This is a genomic window from Embleya sp. NBC_00896, from assembly GCF_045207785.1.
GTDB lineage: Bacteria > Actinomycetota > Actinomycetes > Streptomycetales > Streptomycetaceae > Embleya.
In genome coordinates this window covers 2,842,411-2,861,006 of record NZ_CP108776.1, presented here as the reverse complement: position 1 = coordinate 2,861,006, position 18,596 = coordinate 2,842,411, and the positions used below count along the sequence as shown (strand labels likewise).

The following is an 18,596-nucleotide window of genomic DNA, read 5'->3' as shown; positions in this document are numbered from 1 at the left end:
GGGGATGTGATCATGACTGTGCCGGACTCGGGTGCGCTCAGATGCGCGGCAGGACCTCGGTGAGCAGGCGGCCCATCCGTTCGGCGGACGCGCGTCCGGCGGCCAGGACCTCTTCGTGGTTGAGCGGCTCGCCCGTCATGCCCGCGGCGAGGTTGGTGACCAGGGAGATGCCCAGGATCTCGGCGCCGGCCTCGCGCGCGGCGATGGCCTCGATGGTCGTGGACATGCCGACGAGGTGCCCCCCGATCGCCCGGACCATGCCGATCTCGGCCGGGGTCTCGTAGTGCGGGCCGGGGAACTGTACGTAGACGCCCTCTTCGAGGTCGGGCTCGACCTCGCGGCACAACGCGCGTAGCCGCGGCGAGTAGAGGTCGGTCAGGTCCACGAAGTTCGCCCCGACGATGGGCGACGCGGCCGTGAGGTTGATGTGGTCGCTGATCAGCACCGGCTGACCGGGCACGAACGAGGGCCGCAGCCCGCCGCAGCCGTTGGTCAGCACGACGGCCTTGCAGCCGGCCGCGACGGCGGTGCGGACACCGTGCGCGACGGCGGCGACGCCGTGGCCCTCGTAGAGGTGCGTGCGGCCGAGGAACACCAGTGCGCGTCGGTCGCCGATGACCAGCGAGCGCACGGTGCCGGCGTGGCCCTCGACGGCGGGCGGCGGGAAGCCGGGCAGCTCGGTGACCGGGAACTCGTGCTCCGGATCGCCCAGCATGTCCGCGGCGGGCACCCAGCCAGAGCCCATGACGAGCGCGATGTCATGCGTCGCGGCACCGGTGAGCCGCTGAAGGCTTTCGGCGGCCTCGGCGGCGGCCGTGTACGGGTCGTGGCTATCCAATACGTTCACATCGATGAGCGTAAATGCTGCACCTGGGAACAGCGCGGCCGGGGTCTATGCGCGTAGAAGACTGTAATACGACCGCAATGACAGCGGCGGACGACTCGTAGCGGTACGCGGTGATACGTCCGTTCAGCGGATGGGGCCGGTGTGACGGGACGGGCGGAAGGGACGGAACCGCACGCGCCGCCGATCCGGACACACGCGCGGCCGACCCGGGACATCCGACGCGGGTTTGCTCGTGGGCGGCGGGGCCGGGTCAGGGGGCCGGGGGAGCGGACGGCGGAAGCGGCTGCCCGGGCGCGGGCGCCTGCCCCTGCCCCTGCCACGGACCGGCCACCGGCGGGATCGCCATGAACGGCCCGTTGCCCGTCGCGCCGACCCACGCGTTCCAGATCGTGGCGAGCTTCGTGTCGAACTCCGGGTCGCGCTGCGCCCACCCGCTCACCGGCACGGCCAGGTTCTTGACCTTGCCGTCGCCGAGCAGGAGCTGGACCTGGCGGGTGCCCAGGACGCGCCGCTCCCGGACGTGCACGATCTCGTCCCAGGCCAGGCTCCGGGTGCCGTAGCGGCGCCACGCGATGCCCCGCGGGGTGAGCGTGGTGGAGAAGCGCGCGAACAGGAAGAAGTTCAGCAGCATCGCCACCATCGGCACCGCGAGGAACACGGCCCGGCTCCCGGTGAGCGTGATCTCGAGCACGAGCACCACGCCGAACGCGGCGGCCAACGCGAGCAGCTGCCAACGCTGCCGGAAGCTCAGGGTGTACCGGATCTCGTGCATGACACGCTCCCCCTCGTGGCGCCATTCCGACGCGGCGAGTGTGACAGAGCGTAGGCGGACGGCGGAGGCCGGGGCGTCGCGCCCGGCCGGGCCGGGCGGATCACCTCACCCGGTGGGCGTCCCGATCGGACCGGAGCGTCCGCACCTTCGGCGATTCCGACAGTGGGATGCCCCGATCGTCCGGCGCTTGCGCGGGTGGGGGCGAAGCGGTCACGAACAGGGACGGTTGCGCAGTTCCTTGACGTAGTCGTCGGGGGCGCCGGCGGATTCGGCCGACTCCGCGACCATGCCCAGGTAACGCGCCGAGGGCAGGCCGCCCTCGTAGTCGTTCAGGACGTACAGCCATGCGAGCTGCTCGCCGAACAGGGACTCCACCCGGACCCGGACCTTGCGGTACAGGCCCAGCGGCATGCCCTCCCAGCGGTCGAGGTCGGGCTCGTCCATCTCGGCCAGGTCGTACAGCGCGACGAACACCTGGGACAACTCGTCCTCGACGACCGTGGCCAGCGATCCGTCCCAACCCAACTGTTCGCCGCCGAAGGTCAGCCGCCAGCCGGGCAGCCAACCGGTGTGGCGCAGTGGGGAGTGTGGGGCACGCCGTGCCATCTGCCGCGCGTCGAGGTTGCTTGCGTACGCGGCGTAGAGGGGCATGGCCGCAGCCTACGCGACGGGCGGGCATGGGAGAGAATGACACCCGTGACTCGGATTGTGATCGTAGGCGGAGGACCCGGCGGGTACGAGGCGGCGCTGGTCGCGGCACAGCTCGGAGCCGAGGTGACGGTGGTAGAGCGGGAGGGCGTGGGCGGAGCGGCGGTACTGACGGACTGTGTCCCGTCCAAGACGCTGATCGCGACGGCCGAAGTCATGACGAACTTCGCCGACTCGCACCACGAGCTCGGCATCTATGTCGACGACGGCACCCCCGGCACCCTCGACCGGCCGATCGTGGGCGTGGACCTGGGCGTGGTCAACCGACGTGTCCTGCAACTCGCGAAGGCCCAGTCGAACGACATCGCGCAGAGCGTCACCCGCGCCGGCGTGCGGGTGCTGCGCGGCACCGCCCGGCTGGACGGGCCGCGCCGCGTGGTGGCGGATCTCGCGGACGGCACCGAACGCACGCTGGAGGCCGACGCGATCCTGATCTCGACCGGCGCCCACCCGCGCGAGATCCCGGGCGCGGAGCCGGACGGCGAGCGGATCCTGAACTGGAAGCAGATGTACGGCCTGTCGGAGATGCCGCGCGAGCTGATCGTGGTCGGCTCGGGCGTCACCGGCGCCGAGTTCGCGGGTGCCTACCAGGCGCTCGGCTCGAAGGTGACGCTCGTCTCCAGCCGCGACCGGGTGCTCCCGGGCGAGGACCCGGACGCGGCCGAGGTGCTGGAGGGCGTGTTCCGCCGGCGCGGGATGCGGGTGATGTCGCGCTCGCGCGCGGAGAGCGTCAAGCGCGACGGGGACAGTGTCATCGTCACGCTGACCGACGGCCAGATCCTCGAGGGCAGCCACTGCCTCGTCGCGGTCGGCGCGATCCCCAACACCGCGGGCATCGGCCTGGAGGAGGCCGGCGTCTTCCTCAAGGACACCGGTCACGTGCGGGTGGACCGGGTCTCGCGGACGACCGCGAACGGCGTGTACTCGGCGGGTGACTGCACCGGCGTGTTCGCGCTCGCGTCGGTCGCCGCCATGCAGGGCCGGATCGCGATGTACCACATGCTCGGTGACGCGGTGGCCCCGCTGAACCTCAAGGCCGTGTCGTCGAACGTGTTCACCGACCCCGAGATCGCCACGGTCGGATATACCCAGGCCGCGATCGACGCGGGCGAGATCGACGCGCGGGGCGTCAAGCTCCCGCTGTCGCGCAACCCCCGCGCGAAGATGCAGGGCATTCACGACGGATTCGTGAAGCTGTTCTGCCGCCCGGGCACGGGGATCGTGGTCGGCGGCGTGATCGTCGCCCCGCGCGCGAGCGAGTTGATCCACACGGTGGCGCTCGCGGTGGACCTGCACTTGACGGTGGATCAGATCGCCAGCGGATTCACGGTCTACCCCTCCCTTTCCGGTTCGATCGCGGAAGCCGCCCGGCAATTGCACCGCCGCGAGCGTTCCTGACGGGTCGAACTCCCGCCGTGATGATCTTGGGGTTATCGGCCCGCCGGGCGACCGGTGCCCCACCGACTCCAAGATCATCGCAGCGCAGGGGGCGCGCGCCGGGCGCGCGAGGGGCGTGGAATTCGGATTCCGCGCTACCGCGTACTCCACTTACGGGTGGCTTTTCTCGAACGGCCCGTGTGTTCCGGGGTCGCCGCGCATACTCGAATCGGACCGGGTGTGATCGTGACCTCGCGGTGTGTTCGGTGCCGGTCGAGTCGACCCGCGCGGAAACAAAATCCATGGTCGACAGCTGTATCCGGCTCCCGGTGAGCAGCGTTATGGTTGGCCCTCTCGAACGCTGTGGCTTCGCTGCGCCCGGAAACCGAAGAGGTCTTATCACTTTGGTGAACAAGTTCGGGTAAGAGTCGCAAGCGGCTGATAAGAGCCGGTCGTTCGCGTTACCTTCGTCACGTGTTCGCAGCAGAGCGTCGTCAACTGATTCTTGAAATGGTGCGGGCCAACGGAGCGGTGTCCCTACGGGAACTCGCCCGGGTGGTCCAGACGTCCGAGGTGACGGTTCGGCGGGACGTGCGGGCCCTGGAAGCCGAAGGGCTGCTCGACCGTCGGCACGGTGGAGCGGTGCTGCCCGGTGGGCTGTCCCGTGAGCCGAGCTATTCGCAGAAGACCCATCTCGCGGCGGCGGAGAAGGCGGCCATGGCCGACCTGGCGGTCTCCCTCGTCGACGAGGGGGATGCGATCGTCGTGGGCGCCGGCACCACCACGCAGGAGCTGGCCCGCAGGCTGGCCCGGATTCCGGGCCTGACCGTGGTCACCAACTCCCTCCTTGTCGCGCAGGTACTCGCGCACGCCAATCGGGTCGAGGTCGTCATGACCGGCGGCACGTTGCGTGGCTCGTCCTACGCCTTGGTCGGCAGCGGTGCGGAGCAGGCCCTCGCGGGTCTGCGCGTGCGTCGCGCGTTCGTGTCCGGCAACGGGCTGACCGCCGAGCGTGGCCTGTCCACCCCCAACATGCTGTCCGCGAGTGTGGACCGCGCCCTGATCCAGGCCGCGCACGAGGTCGTCGTCATGGTCGACCACACCAAGATCGGTGTGGACACGATGTTCCAGACGGTGGCTCCCGAGCGGATCACGCACCTCGTCACCGACGAGGACGCCCCGGGTCCGGAAAGCGAGGCGTTGGCCGAGCTGGGCGCGCAGGTCCACATCGCCCCCCTGCCGCAACGGGCCGTTCCCGGCGCCCGCGCGGAGTTCAACGGGGAGCGCATGCGCGACATGCGGGTCCCGGGGGTGATGCCCGACCAGTGATCGCGATCGGCCGATCAGGTGTCACGTGCCGTTTGCCCGGCGCCCCCCGGGCATGGCTTCCTGCACCCGCTCGACCAGGTCCGCGGTGAAGGACCCGTAGCCCGTCGCCGACCACACGCTCTCGTGGGCCGGGATCTCGTAGTAGGGCAGATACGCGCCGTCCGCGACCTGCCGGGTGAGCACGTCCGGCATGGTGCGCTCGCTCGCGGCGGTCAGGCACGCGATGCACGCGGGCACGGACAGCCAGGTCCGGCCGCGCATCGCCCAGGTCAGCCGCTGGTAGGCGGCCCCGTGCAGGGGATTGAACAGGCATACCGAGACGCGGAACCGGTCGTCGGACCCGATGGCGTCGTCCGGATCGGGGCGCTCGGTTCGGTCCGCGGCCACTTCGAGGGCCCGCACGCCGTGCCACACCAGGACCAGGACTCCCGCGAGATCGGGAAGATCGTCCGCCTCCCGCACCACCCACGAAGCGGCCTCGCATGCGTCCACGGCGCGGTGCTGAGCGGCCGGCGCGCGGATCGGCCGCGATCCCCCTCCCGTCCCCCTATGCGACCGCCCCCGCGCCGACGGATCGGGGCGGGGGCGGGACTGAGGTGTTGCCGGGGTCAGTCCTTGATCTCGCAGAGGACCGCGCCGGACGTGACCGTCGCGCCGACCTCGGCGACCAGGCCCTTGACGGTGCCGGCCCGGTGGGCGTTGAGCGGCTGTTCCATCTTCATGGCCTCCAGGACCACGATCAGCTCGCCCTCGGCGACGACCTGGCCCTCCTCGACCGCGACCTTGACGATCGTGCCCTGCATCGGGCTCGCCAGGGAGTCGCCGCTCGCCGCGGCGCCGGCCTTCTTGGCGCCGCCGCGCTTGGGGGCCTTCTTCGCCGAGCCGCCCGCCGCCGCACCGGACGCGCCGAGGCCCGCCGGGAGGGTGACCTCGAAGCGCCGGCCGTTGACCTCGACCACGACGGTCTCGCGCTCGCCGGCCTCGTCGGCCGCGTCCGCGCCGCCGCCGAACGGGGCGATCGTGTTGTCGAACTCGGTCTCGATCCACCGGGTGTGCACCGTGAACGCGTCGGTCGAACCGTCGAGCTCGGGTGCGAACGCCGGGTCCACCACCACCGCGCGGTGGAAGGTGAGCGCGGTCGCCATGCCGTCGACGACGAACTCGTCGAGCGCGCGCTTGGCCCGCTGGAGCGCCTGCTTGCGGTCACGACCCGTGACGATCAGCTTCGCGAGGAGCGAGTCCCACGCCGGGCCGATGACCGAGCCCTGCTCGACACCCGAGTCCAGGCGTACGCCCGGGCCCGACGGCGGCAGCCACTTGGTGACCTCGCCGGGGGCGGGCAGGAAGCCGCGACCCGGATCCTCTCCGTTGATCCGGAACTCGAACGAGTGCCCGCGCAGCGGCGGGTCGTCGTAGCCGAGCTCCTCGCCGTCGGCGATCCGGAACATCTCGCGCACCAGGTCTATGCCGGTGACCTCTTCGGTCACCGGGTGCTCGACCTGCAGGCGGGTGTTGACCTCCAGGAAGGAGATCGTGCCGTCCTGGCCCACGAGGAACTCGCAGGTCCCGGCGCCGACGTAGCCGGCCTCCTTGAGGATGGCCTTCGAGGCGCGGTACAGCTCGGCGTTCTGCTCGTCGGTCAGGAACGGCGCGGGCGCCTCCTCGACGAGCTTCTGGTGCCGGCGCTGCAGCGAGCAGTCGCGGGTGGACACGACGACCACGTTGCCGTGGCTGTCCGCCAGGCACTGCGTCTCGACGTGCCGCGGCTTGTCGAGGTAGCGCTCGACGAAGCACTCGCCGCGGCCGAACGCGGCCACCGCCTCGCGCACCGCCGAGTCGTACAGCTCGGGGACCTCTTCGAGGTTGCGGGCGACCTTGAGGCCGCGCCCGCCACCGCCGAAGGCGGCCTTGATGGCGATCGGAAGGCCGTTGGCCTTCGCGAACTCCACGACCTCGGCGGATCCGGAGACCGGGTCCGGCGTGCCGGCGACCAGGGGCGCGCCGGCCCGCTGGGCGATGTGCCGGGCGGCCACCTTGTCACCGAGATCGCGAATCGCCTGCGGAGGCGGTCCGATCCAGGTGAGTCCGGCGTCCAGTACGGCTTGGGCGAATTCCGCGTTCTCCGACAGGAATCCGTATCCGGGGTGAATGGCGTCCGCGCCCGAGTCCTGGGCGGCCTGCAATACCTTGGCCACGTCCAGGTAGCTCTCGGCCGGAGTGTTTCCGCCGAGCGCGTGGGCCTCGTCGGCCACCCGCACGTGCAGAGCATCCCGGTCCGGCTCTGCGTAGACGGCCACACTGGCGATACCGGCATCCCGGCATGCCCTGGCGACGCGGACCGCGATTTCCCCACGGTTGGCGATGAGTACCTTGCGCACGATCTGGCTCCCTCCTCAACTGCGGAGAGTCTAGGGATTCGGGGGCGGGCACAATTCGCCGCCCCACCCCGTCGTGGTACGACAACCCGCCATGTTCATGGCCTGCGGTGGAGCTGCCGGCCACGTTGCCGGTGGGGTCAAGGTACTCCGAACGGGGTCGGCGTTCGCGCACGGGTACGCCTGGAACGTGTTTCAGTTATGGCCCCGACCCGTCAGCCGCCCATGCAGTCGCCGCCGGCCGAGCGGCCGAGCAGGCCGCTCTCGGGGACGTTCGCCCCCGCCATCTTCCCGCAGTGCTTGCACGCCTTCGCCCACGGATTCCCGGCCGGCCCGTCGGGGCCGTACTGATACACCCATTCGTGGTCCACGTGGCCGTCGGCACAGGTGTCCCACGCGTTGCCCGGCACCCGGCGGTCCTCTTCCATGCGGTCCCTTCCCTCACGCGCCCCCGTGCGCAGGTTATGAGCGCGACGGGACGGGAGAGGGCCGAACGCGCGAATCGGCAAAGACCCGACCGGGCGGCATTTACCCTGCGGTGTTTCCCCGACCGGATGTAACTGCCACGATGTGAAACGTCTACGGCATCCCATGCCTGGGCGGGAGGAACTTGTGGCAGAGGTGTTCTTGCGGCGGTTGACCCGTTGGCAGGCCGACCAACAGCGGGAAGCCGTCGCCGATACGTACGTCAAGACCTATGGCGAGGACCCGCCGGGGCGCCCGGATTTCCTGCGGCGCTATGCCGACCACATCCAGCAGCCCGGGTTCGAGATGGTCGTTGCGAACGGTGCGGGTGCCGCCGCCGGGTGCACGTTCGGATTTCCGCCGCGTCGGGCCAGTGGCTGGTGGACCGGGTTCCGCGGCGAACTGGCCGAGGACGTGGCCGAACTCGCCACGGCCGGCAAGGTGTTCGTGATCGTCGATCTGATGGTGGTGCCCCAGCGCCGGCGCGAGGGGATCGCCACGCGGATGCGCGAGCGGTTGCTCGCGGGCACCGACGCGCCGTTCGCCGCGGTCCGGATCCAGCGCGACAACCACCCGGCCCTGGCGACCTTCCGGGCCTGGGACTGGTCCCGCCTGGGCGAGTGGCAGCCGGATCCGCAGCGCGAGCCGGCCGAGGTGTGGGGCCGACGACTGGGTCGGTGAGGCCGACTCGCCCGGGGCCCTACTCGCCGAAGAGTTCGCGCAGGACCTGGCCCGTGCGCTTGTCGGCGGGGTAGAAGGACTCGATCGAGATCTCCGCCAGGGTGATGTCCACCGCCGTGCCGAAGGTGGCCAGCGTGCTCACGAACGACAGGATCTCGGTGCCGTACCGGATCTGTAGCGGGATGGCCGGCGCGCCGGGGCCGGCGGCGGTCGGCGGTTCGCCGCCCGGGTAGGCGCAGACCTCGTCGTACAGGGCCTGCACGACCGGATCCGCGGTGATCACCGCCTGTCGGCGCAGCCGGTGCAACAGGTGCGCCCGCCACTGCGGGTAGTTGACGATCAGCGGCGCCATGCCCTCGGGATGCAGGCTCACCCGGTAGGCGTTCATCGGCGGCGTGGTCAACTCGGGAGCGACGTCGTTCGCGAACAGCCCGATGCTCGACGTGGCGTCGATGATGTTCCAGGCCCGGTCCACGATCACCGCGGGGTACGGCTCGTGCGCGGCCAGGATCTGCCGCAGCGCCGTCTTGACCGAGTCCAACTCCGGCGCGTCGAGTCCGCTCTCGTTGTAGGCGGGGGCGTGGCCCGCCGCGAGCAGCAGCCGATTGCGCTCGCGCAACGGGACCTCCAGGTATTCCGCCAGGCGCAGCACCATCTCGCGGCTGGGTACCGAGCGCCCCGTCTCGATGAAGCTGAGGTGCCGCGTGGAGACCTCGACCTCCACGGAGAGTTCGAGTTGGCTCAGCCGGCGGTGCTGCCGCCAGTGGCGGATCAGCTCGCCGCTCGATCGCCGGTTCGTGCTCCGGCCCCGGTCGGGCCGCTCGGTGTCGAGGCTGTGGCTCATGGGACCCGACCGTACGTGGTGTCCGGCGGGATGGAGCGGGCGCGTGCGCACGGTCGGGTCCTGGATCCTTCGAAGGGTCACAGCGCCGACCGGTTCGCCTTGCGCAGGCCGAACAACTGGAGGTCGGCGAAGCCCAGTACCGCGATCGCCTGGAGCACGATCAGCGCGGTACCCAGGCCGGTGGGGTCGAACCACCCCGCGAGCGCCATCGCCACGCTGTCCGCCATCCACACCAGATTGAGCGCGATCACGGTGCGCACGGCGTTGCGGTTCGGCTGCCCGGGGGTCCCGATCCGCCACACGACCAGCGCGTACAGGGTCAGGAACGCGCCCACCCCGGCGAGGAACGCGGTGGGCAGGCCCAGCGCCGAGTCCAGCAGCGCGCAGCCCGCGAGCGCCGCGACGCCGACCGCGGCGGTGGCGATCGCGTCCAGGCGCAGGACCATCCGCAACAGACCGGTGTCGCCGCGGACGGCGCCGGTGGGGGTGTCGGTGACTCCGGCGCGGCGGGCCGGAGCGGGTGCGCGGAACGACTGGGAACTCATGGGGTTCTCCTCCTCGGGCGATTGCCGACACCCACGACTGTGCTCGACGCCGCGCGGGCGGTCGATTCCCTGCGAGGTAATGCGCGTGGCTCAGTAGGGTCCCGTCGCGGGCGCTGCGGGGACCCGCTTCGCGGTATGGTCGGCGCCGCCGAAGCGGCGTACGCGAGGTCGCCGAGTCGAGGCCGCGCGGGCCGGATCCGAAATCGACCCGACCGCGTCCTGCTTTTCCGGGTGGGCGACTCACGTCTTCCCTAAGCTGCCTATTGAGACGACCCGGGGGAGACGGCCATGGCCGGCGGAGTGGTACGCAAGGCCTACGAGGCCGGCGCCGGATTCGCGGAGGGCCGTGCGCGGCGCCCGGAACCGGTCGGCCGGTTGTCCTTGGAGTGGGTGCCCGGAATCGTGCTGGTCGTGCTCGCGACGGCGGCCTCGCTCGTGCTGCTGCGCGCGGGGCTCGATCCGTCCGTGCCGGCCCCGCCCGCGGTGGATCCCGCGGACTACGGCGCGGCTCCGGCGCCGACGGACACCTCCGGCGGGTCGTGGTCGGTGTGGGACCTCGTCGCGGTGCTGTTGCCGTGGGCCGTGCCGCTGGTGATCGGCGGCATCGGGCTCACCGACAGCGTGTTCACCAACCGCCGCGGCAGTGTGGCCGGCGTGCTGTTGATCGGGCTCGTCGGGGCCGCCGTCACGACCGTGCTCGACCCGGTCGCGGCGCACTACGACGGGTCGCAGGACGCGCGCTGGCTCGGGTTCGTCTACCTGCTGCGGTTCGGGTTCGCGGTCCAGGTGCTCGTCGGCGTCGTGTTGTGGATCCATCTCGCGGTGCCCCGGCATCAGGCGCCGCTGAACGCGGCGTTCGCGGCCACCCTCGCGGCGGCCGTTCCGCTGCTGTTCGTACTCGGCGGGCGCGACGTGCTGGAGCCGATGTGGGAGTCGGGGGCCGGTCTGCAGACCTGGCTGCCGCTCGTCGCGCTCGGCTACGCGCTGATCCTGCTGCCCACCGGTCGGCTGCTGGTGCCGCCGGGCCGGGGCTGGGCGGGGACCGACGCGGGCGCCTACGGCGGGGTCGCGTTGCTCGGCCTGGTCGGGATCGGGGTGTCCGCGGCGTCCCTGGTGATGGGCGACGACCGGCCCAAGCTGCTCGGCCTGTGGCCCGTGGTCGCGCTCGCGGGCTGTCTGGTCGCGGCGGTGCTGACCTACCGCGTCGACGGTGTGCGCTCGGTGGCGGGCGCGCTCCTCGCGATGGCGGTCGGGCTGGCGGCCTTCCCGGCCGCGCTGTTCGCGTGGGACCGCACCGAGGGCAACCCGGGGCTCGGCCTGGACGGGCCCGCGGAGTACGTGCCTTGGCTGCTCGGCCTCGCGGTCGCCGGCATCGTCGGCGCGGTCGCGGCGCGGATGCTGGGGGCGTACGCGATCGGCCTCGCGGCCCTGGCCCTGGTGCTGGCCGAACTGATCGGGCCCGCCGCGGGCTCCGGCCACCAGCTCGCGGTGCGCTGCGCGGGCGCGGCGGCGATCGGCGTCGTGGTGGGCGGCCTGCGTCCGGAGCCGGCCGTCGCGGCGTTCGGGCTCGGCGCCGCGTGCGGGCCGGTGTGGCCGGACCTGCAGGCCGCGTCGGTCGACTACGACTGGATCGAGGTGCTCACCGAGAAGCCCGGCGGGGTGCCGCTGCCACTCCTGGTGCTCGCGGCCGTCGCGTTGCCGCTGGCCGTGTTCGCCGGCCTGCGCGGCGACCGCCGGCCGCCGCCGGCCCCGCCGAGGTTCGGGCCCGGCTCGGTCGGCGCCCCCGTGCCCGGCACCGGCCCGTGGGCCCCGAACGCCTACGCGGACGCCCCGCAGCCCTACCTGCCGCAGCAGCCCGGCCCTCCGTCGGCGGCCCCGCAGGGCCCACCGAGCCCACCGAGCCCACCGAGCCCACCGAGCCCACCGAGCCCACCGAGCGCGCAGGGCCTCCCGCCGAACCTCGGCCCGGGCCCCAGCCGCCGCGACCTCGGCCGGCCGGACGGACCGGGCGGCGGCAACTCCTGACCGCCCGTACCCCCGCCGAAACACCAGGGGCCCGGCCACCGACACTTCGTCGGCGGCCGGGCCCCGGCGCGTTTCCGGGCACTCGGGCGTCTTCCGCGTGGGCGGATTCGCTGCTCAGCGCGTCCAGAGGTCGATGATCCGCACCCCCACGCCGTCGAGCAGTCGGCGCAGCAGCGGCAGGGAGAGGCCGATCACGTTGCCCGGGTCGCCGTCGATGCCGTCCAGGAACGGCGCCGCGTGACCGTCGAGCGTGAACGCGCCCGCGACGCGTAGCGGCTCGCCGGTGGCGATGTAGGCGGCGACCTCGTCGTCGGACGGCGTGCCGAAGCGCACGGTGGTCGCGCCGACGTCGGAGACCCGCAGGCCGCTGCGCCGGTCGACCACGCAGTGGCCGGTCAACAGCACGCCCGTGCGTCCACGCATCGCCCGCCAGCGCTCCAGCGCCTCGGCGGCATCGGCCGGCTTGCCCAGCGCGCGGGCGTCCAGCTCCAGGATCGAGTCGCAGCCCACGACCAGCTCGTCGCCGTCGAGGTCGGCCGCGACCGCATCGGCCTTGGCCTCGGCCAGGAGCAGCGCGAGTTCGCGCGGGGAGGCGGCGGTGAGCGCGTCCTCGTCGACCCCGCTGACCACGACCTTGGGGTCGAGCCCGGCGTCGCGCAGCAGCTTCAGGCGCGCGGGGGAGGCGGAGGCGAGGACGAGGGAACGGGAGGGGGAACGCTCAGGCATGCCGCCAACGTACCCGGCGCCGACCGGGCCCCGGTCACAGCCCGAGCAGCAGCAGGGCGAGGATCACCACCACCGGCAGGATCCACACGGCGCGCCGCACCTGGGCCACGGCACGCCGGGTTTCCTCGGAGAATTCGTCACGGTTGCGCATGCGCCCATCGTGCGGCGCGTCCCCCCGCGCGAGCTTGAGTACGGGTACTCAAGTCGGCTCATGCGATGTACCGAAATCGGTTTTTCAGGCCGGCCAGGCACTCGCCCGCCACGCACCCGGCCCGGGCCGCTGCGGCCGCCGGACCAACCGCGCCGGCGCGTTCCACCGCGACGCGATCGCGGGCGCCGGAGCGGCCCCGCCGCCCGCCGCCGCCTTGGCCGCCACGACGGTGACGATCACGGCGAGCTCCTCCGGGGTGGGCTCACCCCGCACAACCTTGATCATGGGGACCTCCAGGCCCTGGCCGAGCCGGCCCCGGCGGGCGAACGCCCGCGGGACCGGCCCGATGTGCCGACTACTGTGCCGACTCCTGCGCCGACTGGGACCGCGACTACGCCGCCACCACTACAGCGGGATGTTGCCGTGCTTCTTCGGCGGCAGCGTCTCGCGCTTGCCGCGCAGCGCGCGCAGCGCCTTGACCACCTGCGCCCGGGTCGCCGACGGGCGGATGACCGCGTCCACGTACCCGCGCTCGGCGGCCACGTACGGGTTGCACAGCGTGTCCTCGTACTCCTGGATCAGCCGCGCGCGGGTCGCCTCGGGATCGTCGGCGGCCGCGATCGCGCGTCGGTGCAGGATGTTCGCCGCGCCCTGCGCGCCCATCACCGCGATCTGCGCGGTCGGCCACGCGAAGTTGACGTCCGCGCCCAGGTGCTTGGAGCCCATGACGTCGTACGCGCCGCCGTACGCCTTGCGGGTGATGATCGTGACGAGCGGCACGGTGGCCTCGGCGTACGCGTAGATCAGCTTCGCGCCGCGCCGGATGATGCCGTTCCACTCCTGGTCGGTGCCCGGCAGGAAGCCCGGGACGTCCACGAAGGTCAGCACCGGGATGTTGAACGCGTCGCAGGTGCGCACGAACCGCGCGGCCTTCTCGGACGCGTCGATGTCCAGCGTGCCCGCGAACTGCATCGGCTGGTTCGCCACGATGCCCACGGACCGACCCTCGACCCGGCCGAAGCCGACCACGATGTTCGGCGCGAACAGCGGCTGGACCTCCAGGAAGTCCGCCTCGTCCACGACGTGTTCGATCACCCGGTGGATGTCGTAGGGCTGGTTCGCCGAGTCCGGGATCAGGGTGTCGAGCTCACGGTCGAAGTCCGTGGTCTCCAGGTCGGCGGCCTCGTCGAAGGCCGGCGCCTCCTCCAGGTTGTTGCTCGGCAGGTACGAGAGCAGGCCCTTGACGTACTCCAGGGCGTCCTTCTCGTCGGCGCCCATGTAATGCGCGTTGCCCGACTTGCTGTTGTGCGTGCGCGCGCCGCCGAGGTCCTCCATCGAGACGTCCTCGCCGGTGACCGTCTTGATGACGTCGGGACCGGTGATGAACATCTGCGAGGTCTGGTCGACCATCACGATGAAGTCGGTGAGCGCGGGGGAGTACACGTGGCCGCCCGCGGCCGCCCCCATGATCAGCGAGATCTGCGGGATCACGCCGGACGCGATCACGTTGCGCCGGAAGATCTCGCCGTACAGGCCGAGCGAGACGACACCCTCCTGGATGCGCGCGCCGCCGCCCTCGTTGATGCCGACCAGCGGGACGCCGGTCTTGATCGCGAGGTCCTGGATCTTGACGATCTTCTCGCCGTACACCTCGCCGAGGCTGCCCCCGAAGACCGTGACGTCCTGCGAGAACACGCACACCTGACGACCGTCGACCGTGCCGGAGCCGGTCACGACGCCGTCGCCGTAGGGGCGGTTGCTCTCCAGGCCGAAGTTCGTGGAGCGGTGCCGGGCGAACTCGTCGAGTTCGACGAACGAGCCCTCGTCGAGCAGGTATTCGATCCGCTCACGGGCGGTCATCTTGCCCTTGGCGTGCTGCTTCTCGACCGCTCGGGCGCTTCCCGCGTGAACCGCCTCGTCGATGCGACGCTCGAGGTCGGCCAGCTTCCCCGCGGTGGTGTGGATGTCGGGATCGCCCTGTACTGGGTCCATCGTGCTGGCTCCTGTCACGTCGAACGGCGGCGATCGGTAGCGTAGCCGCGCCGCACCGGCGCCTATCACCGCCCCGGCCCCGAACGCCTTCTAGGGTGATCGAATGGACTCTCCCTTCACGAATCTCGACCGACCCCCGTTGCGCGAGGCGGCGCTGCGCAAGGCTCTGCTCGTGCCGGGCGGCTTGTGGCGCGAGGTGAACGTGGTGCCCGAGACCGGATCGACCAACGCCGACCTGGCCGCGCGGGCCGACGAGCCCGAGGGCCTGGTGCTGACCGCCGAGTCGCAGGTCGCCGGGAAGGGCCGGATGGATCGGGAGTGGGTCGCGCCGCCACGCTCGGGCATCGCGGTGTCGGTGACGCTCGCGCCCGACGAGGTGCCGGTCGCCCGCTGGGGCTGGCTGCCGCTGCTGACCGGGGTCGCCGCGGCGTCCGCGGTCTCGCGGGTCTCCGGGGTGGACGTGCGCCTCAAATGGCCCAACGACCTGCTCGTGGGCGAGCGCAAGGTGGCCGGGATCCTCGCCGAGCGGGCGGGCGCCGGCGTGGTCGTGGGGCTGGGCCTGAACGTGTCACTGCGTCAGGAGGAACTGCCGGTCCCCACCGCGACCTCGCTCGCGCTCGCCGAGGCCGAGACGATCGACCGGGATCCGATCCTGCGCGCGGTGCTGCGCGAGCTGGAGGACTGGTACACCCGCTGGCGCCTGACCGGTGGTGACGCGCGGGCGAGCGGTCTGCTCGCGGTCTACACCGACCTGTGCGCGACGATCGGCCGCCGGGTGCGGGTCGAACTCCCCGCCGACCAGGTTCTGGAGGGTCTGGCCACCGGCATCGACGACGACGGCAGGCTGCTGGTCACCGGCTCGAACGGCCCCACGGCGGTCGGCGCCGGAGACGTTGTGCACGTGCGGCCGGCCGCCGACTGACCTCCGCGTGCCGCCGCCGCGCGGGGCCCGTGTGGCTGCACAATTGTGGTGATGCGGAGGAGGCCCGGTGTTCGGATCACGTGCCGAGGTCGAGGACGACGCGCTGTTCGTCGTCCGCCCCCACTGGAAGCAGCTCGTGCGACCGGTGATCGTCCTGTTCGCCACCGTCGCGGCCACCGGGTTCCTGGTCGGCCTCTCCCCGCCGAACGCGGCACGTGACTGGAGCCGGCCCGCCATGCTCCTGGCGGGCCTGTTCGTCCTGGTCCGCTGGGGCGTCGCGCCGTGGCTGACCTGGCTGGGCACGCTGTACGCCGTCGCGGCGGACCGGCTGACCCTGCGTGGTGGCGTGCTGACCCACGAGGTCCGGGTCGTCCCGTTCGCGCGCGTGGTCGACGTGGTCGTCGAGCAGGATTCGCTGATCGACCGGCTGCTCGGTGCCGGGACCCTCGTCCTGGTCCCGACGGGCGACCGCGAGCGGCTCGAACTCCCGGGCCTGCCCCACGTGGTGCGGCTGCAGAGCGAGCTGCTCGTGCTCGTGGAGCGGGCCGCGACCGGGCGCGAGAAGCACGCGACGCCGGCCGACCCCGAACCTTTGTGACCCCCGACACGTAGTGTGGCTCCGACGAGATCCATCCTTCGAACACCACGGTGGAGCCACATGCCCGAGGAACGGACCCGCGTGGAGCCCGGCGCGGGCGCCGGGGCCAACGCGGCCGATCAGCACGCCCTGCCCGACCTGGCCGACATCGAGGCGGTAAACAACACGATCGCCGACGTCGAGCAGGTCGTCCTCGGCGCACCCCGCCGCTACACGTCGGGGCAGGTGGCCGACCTGGTCGGCGTGCCGCTCGACGAGGCCCGCAAACTGTGGCGCGGCCTCGGCTTCGCCGACTTCGGCCCGGCCCGCGCGTTCACCGACGCCGACGTCGCGGCCCTCAGGCACCTGCGCGAGCTGACCGAGTCCGGACTGCTGCCGGCGACCGTCGCGGCCCAGTTCGTGCGCTCGGTCGGCCAGACCATGGCGCGGTTCGCCGAATGGCAGACCGAGGCGTGGGTCGAGTACATCGGCAACGAACTCACCGGCAGCCGGTCCGAGCAGGTCGTCACGACCGCCGGCGACGTCATGCTCGAACTCGAACCGCTGGTCATCTACGCCTGGCGCCGGCACCTCGCCGCGGCCAGCTCGCGGGCGATGCAGGGGCTCACCGATCCGCAGACGGTGGGCCAGTCGCTCGCCGTCGGCTTCGCCGACCTGGTCGGTTTCACCCGGCTGTCGCGCAATCTGGAGGAGGCCGAGCTCGGCCGCCTCGTGCAGACCTTCGAGGACACCGCCGTCGACGTGATCGCCGAACAGGGCGGCCGCCTGGTCAAGACGCTGGGCGACGAGGTGCTGTTCGTGACCTTCTCGCCGGACTCGGCGGTCGAGCTGGGGCTGCGCCTGGTCGAGGCGATGGCCCAGGAGGACATCCTGCCCGCGCTCCGGGTCGGGATCGCGTACGGGCACGTGCTCTCGCGGATGGGCGACGTGTTCGGCACCACCGTCAACCTCGCGAGCCGGCTGACCGCGCTGAGCCCCAAGGACGCGGTCGTGGTCGACCGCGAACTGGCCGCCGCCCTCGAAGGCGACGACCGCTACGAACTCCACCCGATGTGGCGCCGCCCGGTCCGCGGCCTGGGCCTGGTCGAACCCTGGACCGTCTGCCGCCCGGGAGCCCCGGTCCCGCAATAGCCCAACCAACACGACCGGCCGAGCCGGCACCATCCCCCAACCAACACCATCGGCCCGGCCGCACCATCTCCCCAACCGACACCATCGGCCCGCCGGCACGATCAGCCAAGCCGGCACCATCAGCCCGTCCGGCGTTTGAGGACAAGCGGGCCGCAGGCCGGCCGGGCCGTTGGGCACCACGGGCTCGACCAACACCATCAGCCCGTCCGGCGTCTGAGGACAAGCGGGCCGCAGGCCGCCCAACGGTCGGCCGGCCGGACACCACGGGCTCGACCAAACACCATCAGCCCGTCCGGCGTTTGAGGACAAAACAGGCCGCCCACCCCGACCAACGCCACCGAATGCAACCCGCGACGCCGTCAAGCAAATGCCGCGCGCAAAGCGCGAAGCGCGGGCCGCATGACCACGTGTTCGAGTTCGCGCAGCACCGCGAGCTGCTCGGCCGGCGTGCTCGCGAACCGCACCGACCACACGACCAGGCACATCGTGCCGCCGGCGATCGACTCGAGACCGAGCCGGCCGACCACCCGCAGGCCGTCGAGGGACTCGTAGGTATAGGTGAGCCGGTCCTCGTCGTGGGCGACCAGCCGCTCGCGGACCGTCGAGCCGTCGGGCTTGCGGACCCGTCGTTCGGCCGCGGTGTGCTCGTCGACCGCCCACGGGTACCACGCGGAGGGATCCTCGAAATCCCGCACGACCTCCCAGATCCGGGCGGCCGGTACGTCGATCGCGGCGATGACGGAAAGCGTGGGCACGCGTCGCTCCTTCGGACTGTGCCCGAGACCGTACTCTTCCGGTCGGGATCCCGGGACCCCTCCATGCTCTCGCACGCTCTCTTCACGACAATGCGCCCGGCGTACACCGGCGCGCCCTGCCGCGCTACGGCGCGGACACGAGGCGTCGCGGGGGCGGCACAGGAGTAATGTGCCCAGGACGCGAAGACGGGGTATACACGCGCTTCGCTCGGACGAGAGCGGGCCCTCGGGCTCGCGTGCGGGTGCTCGGCAGATGCTCGGGAGCTGCCTGGGGCCCACATACAGGAACGCACGCGAACAAGCGACCCGTCGAGGTGGCGGCATGACGCGGGTGCACGGTGCCGTTAATCGGG

At 71.9% G+C, this 18,596-nt stretch carries 20 protein-coding genes; 7 read left to right on the top strand and 13 right to left on the bottom strand.

The genetic code is table 11. From position 1 onward, the window contains the following. Nucleotides 1-37 precede the first annotated feature (37 nt). The 3 genes from OG928_RS12750 to OG928_RS12740 form a co-directional block, all read right to left on the bottom strand. A complete protein-coding gene (locus OG928_RS12750) occupies nt 38-847 on the bottom strand; it encodes a purine-nucleoside phosphorylase (RefSeq protein ID WP_406283162.1) in 810 nt (269 codons plus the stop codon). Between the two features lie 250 nt (nt 848-1,097). Continuing rightward, nucleotides 1,098-1,619, bottom strand: coding sequence for a hypothetical protein (locus tag OG928_RS12745; protein WP_406283160.1), 522 nt, complete (start codon nt 1,617-1,619; stop codon nt 1,098-1,100). A 210-nt stretch (nt 1,620-1,829) separates the two neighbouring features. Beyond that, nucleotides 1,830-2,270, bottom strand: a complete 441-nt coding sequence (locus OG928_RS12740) for a gamma-glutamylcyclotransferase (RefSeq protein WP_020552649.1) — start codon at nt 2,268-2,270, stop codon at nt 1,830-1,832. Nucleotides 2,271-2,306: 36 nt separating this feature from the next. On the opposite strand from OG928_RS12740, the gene OG928_RS12735 reads away from it, so the two are divergent. Together OG928_RS12735 and OG928_RS12730 are read left to right on the top strand one after the other, a co-directional pair. Continuing rightward, entirely contained in the window at nt 2,307-3,725 is a 1,419-nt protein-coding gene (locus OG928_RS12735; protein ID WP_406283158.1) for an NAD(P)H-quinone dehydrogenase, read from the top strand. Between the two features lie 489 nt (nt 3,726-4,214). Continuing rightward, nucleotides 4,215-5,033: a DeoR/GlpR family DNA-binding transcription regulator gene (locus tag OG928_RS12730; RefSeq protein ID WP_020552647.1), complete on the top strand. Its 819-nt coding sequence runs from the start codon at nt 4,215-4,217 to the stop codon at nt 5,031-5,033. Between the two features lie 21 nt (nt 5,034-5,054). Here the strand turns inward: OG928_RS12730 and OG928_RS12725 are convergent, their stop codons facing one another. The 3 genes from OG928_RS12725 to OG928_RS12715 all read right to left on the bottom strand — a co-directional run bounded on the left by OG928_RS12725 (nt 5,055) and on the right by OG928_RS12715 (nt 7,836). Further along, complete coding sequence (locus OG928_RS12725; RefSeq protein WP_406283156.1) at nt 5,055-5,525, bottom strand: hypothetical protein; 471 nt, start codon at nt 5,523-5,525, stop codon at nt 5,055-5,057. Between the two features lie 116 nt (nt 5,526-5,641). After that, nucleotides 5,642-7,411 (bottom strand): acetyl/propionyl/methylcrotonyl-CoA carboxylase subunit alpha, encoded by a 1,770-nt coding sequence (locus tag OG928_RS12720; protein WP_406283154.1) that lies wholly within the window; start codon nt 7,409-7,411, stop codon nt 5,642-5,644. Nucleotides 7,412-7,623: 212 nt separating this feature from the next. Then, nucleotides 7,624-7,836, bottom strand: coding sequence for a hypothetical protein (locus tag OG928_RS12715; RefSeq protein WP_406283152.1), 213 nt, complete (start codon nt 7,834-7,836; stop codon nt 7,624-7,626). A 184-nt stretch (nt 7,837-8,020) separates the two neighbouring features. Here OG928_RS12715 and OG928_RS12710 point away from each other — a divergent pair, with 184 nt between their 5' ends. Further along, entirely contained in the window at nt 8,021-8,554 is a 534-nt protein-coding gene (locus OG928_RS12710) for a hypothetical protein (protein ID WP_406283150.1), read from the top strand. A gap of 19 nt (nt 8,555-8,573) precedes the next feature. Here OG928_RS12710 and OG928_RS12705 read toward each other — a convergent pair whose 3' ends face one another. Both OG928_RS12705 and OG928_RS12700 read right to left on the bottom strand, forming a co-directional pair. Continuing rightward, nucleotides 8,574-9,398 carry a helix-turn-helix domain-containing protein gene (locus tag OG928_RS12705; protein ID WP_406283148.1) on the bottom strand — a complete coding sequence of 275 codons (825 nt, stop codon included), beginning with the start codon at nt 9,396-9,398 and terminating at the stop codon, nt 8,574-8,576. 77 nt (nt 9,399-9,475) lie between these two features. Then, nucleotides 9,476-9,943 carry a hypothetical protein gene (locus tag OG928_RS12700; RefSeq protein WP_406283146.1) on the bottom strand — a complete coding sequence of 156 codons (468 nt, stop codon included), beginning with the start codon at nt 9,941-9,943 and terminating at the stop codon, nt 9,476-9,478. Between the two features lie 288 nt (nt 9,944-10,231). Here OG928_RS12700 and OG928_RS12695 point away from each other — a divergent pair, with 288 nt between their 5' ends. After that, nucleotides 10,232-11,968: a hypothetical protein gene (locus OG928_RS12695; RefSeq protein ID WP_406283144.1), complete on the top strand. Its 1,737-nt coding sequence runs from the start codon at nt 10,232-10,234 to the stop codon at nt 11,966-11,968. 114 nt (nt 11,969-12,082) lie between these two features. On the opposite strand, the gene OG928_RS12690 is transcribed toward OG928_RS12695, so the two are convergent. The 4 genes from OG928_RS12690 to OG928_RS12675 form a co-directional block, all read right to left on the bottom strand. Then, entirely contained in the window at nt 12,083-12,694 is a 612-nt protein-coding gene (locus OG928_RS12690) for a nucleoside triphosphate pyrophosphatase (RefSeq protein WP_406283142.1), read from the bottom strand. A 34-nt stretch (nt 12,695-12,728) separates the two neighbouring features. Beyond that, nucleotides 12,729-12,845, bottom strand: a complete 117-nt coding sequence (mmpB, locus tag OG928_RS12685) for a morphogenic membrane protein MmpB (protein ID WP_406283140.1) — start codon at nt 12,843-12,845, stop codon at nt 12,729-12,731. Nucleotides 12,846-12,929: 84 nt separating this feature from the next. Further along, nucleotides 12,930-13,130: an acyl-CoA carboxylase subunit epsilon gene (locus OG928_RS12680; protein WP_406283138.1), complete on the bottom strand. Its 201-nt coding sequence runs from the start codon at nt 13,128-13,130 to the stop codon at nt 12,930-12,932. 120 nt (nt 13,131-13,250) lie between these two features. Continuing rightward, nucleotides 13,251-14,837 carry an acyl-CoA carboxylase subunit beta gene (locus OG928_RS12675; protein ID WP_406283136.1) on the bottom strand — a complete coding sequence of 529 codons (1,587 nt, stop codon included), beginning with the start codon at nt 14,835-14,837 and terminating at the stop codon, nt 13,251-13,253. A 103-nt stretch (nt 14,838-14,940) separates the two neighbouring features. On the opposite strand from OG928_RS12675, the gene OG928_RS12670 reads away from it, so the two are divergent. From OG928_RS12670 to OG928_RS12660, 3 genes are all read left to right on the top strand, one after another. Continuing rightward, the gene (locus tag OG928_RS12670; RefSeq protein ID WP_406283134.1) at nt 14,941-15,759 is read left to right on the top strand and encodes a biotin--[acetyl-CoA-carboxylase] ligase; all 819 of its coding nucleotides are present in this window, start codon (nt 14,941-14,943) and stop codon (nt 15,757-15,759) included. Between the two features lie 67 nt (nt 15,760-15,826). Next, a complete protein-coding gene (locus OG928_RS12665) occupies nt 15,827-16,357 on the top strand; it encodes a PH domain-containing protein (protein WP_406283132.1) in 531 nt (176 codons plus the stop codon). 60 nt (nt 16,358-16,417) lie between these two features. After that, the gene (locus OG928_RS12660; RefSeq protein ID WP_406283131.1) at nt 16,418-17,488 is read left to right on the top strand and encodes an adenylate/guanylate cyclase domain-containing protein; all 1,071 of its coding nucleotides are present in this window, start codon (nt 16,418-16,420) and stop codon (nt 17,486-17,488) included. A gap of 359 nt (nt 17,489-17,847) precedes the next feature. Here OG928_RS12660 and OG928_RS12655 read toward each other — a convergent pair whose 3' ends face one another. Continuing rightward, the gene (locus tag OG928_RS12655; RefSeq protein WP_406283129.1) at nt 17,848-18,243 is read right to left on the bottom strand and encodes an SRPBCC family protein; all 396 of its coding nucleotides are present in this window, start codon (nt 18,241-18,243) and stop codon (nt 17,848-17,850) included. Nucleotides 18,244-18,596 lie beyond the last annotated feature (353 nt).

Excerpts from the sequence above, each read along its gene's own strand:
- OG928_RS12740 (WP_020552649.1), bottom strand. The coding sequence starts at position 2,270 with ATGCCCCTCTACGCCGCGTACGCAAGCAACCTCGACGCGCGGCAGATG.
- OG928_RS12705 (WP_406283148.1), bottom strand. The coding sequence starts at position 9,398 with ATGAGCCACAGCCTCGACACCGAGCGGCCCGACCGGGGCCGGAGCACG.
- OG928_RS12700 (WP_406283146.1), bottom strand. The coding sequence starts at position 9,943 with ATGAGTTCCCAGTCGTTCCGCGCACCCGCTCCGGCCCGCCGCGCCGGA.
- OG928_RS12690 (WP_406283142.1), bottom strand. The coding sequence starts at position 12,694 with ATGCCTGAGCGTTCCCCCTCCCGTTCCCTCGTCCTCGCCTCCGCCTCC.
- OG928_RS12670 (WP_406283134.1), top strand. The coding sequence starts at position 14,941 with ATGGACTCTCCCTTCACGAATCTCGACCGACCCCCGTTGCGCGAGGCG.
- mmpB (WP_406283140.1), bottom strand. The coding sequence starts at position 12,845 with ATGCGCAACCGTGACGAATTCTCCGAGGAAACCCGGCGTGCCGTGGCC.
- OG928_RS12660 (WP_406283131.1), top strand. The coding sequence starts at position 16,418 with ATGCCCGAGGAACGGACCCGCGTGGAGCCCGGCGCGGGCGCCGGGGCC.
- OG928_RS12695 (WP_406283144.1), top strand. The coding sequence starts at position 10,232 with ATGGCCGGCGGAGTGGTACGCAAGGCCTACGAGGCCGGCGCCGGATTC.
- OG928_RS12680 (WP_406283138.1), bottom strand. The coding sequence starts at position 13,130 with ATGATCAAGGTTGTGCGGGGTGAGCCCACCCCGGAGGAGCTCGCCGTG.
- OG928_RS12745 (WP_406283160.1), bottom strand. The coding sequence starts at position 1,619 with ATGCACGAGATCCGGTACACCCTGAGCTTCCGGCAGCGTTGGCAGCTG.
- OG928_RS12735 (WP_406283158.1), top strand. The coding sequence starts at position 2,307 with ATGACACCCGTGACTCGGATTGTGATCGTAGGCGGAGGACCCGGCGGG.
- OG928_RS12730 (WP_020552647.1), top strand. The coding sequence starts at position 4,215 with ATGGTGCGGGCCAACGGAGCGGTGTCCCTACGGGAACTCGCCCGGGTG.
- OG928_RS12715 (WP_406283152.1), bottom strand. The coding sequence starts at position 7,836 with ATGGAAGAGGACCGCCGGGTGCCGGGCAACGCGTGGGACACCTGTGCC.
- OG928_RS12675 (WP_406283136.1), bottom strand. The coding sequence starts at position 14,837 with ATGGACCCAGTACAGGGCGATCCCGACATCCACACCACCGCGGGGAAG.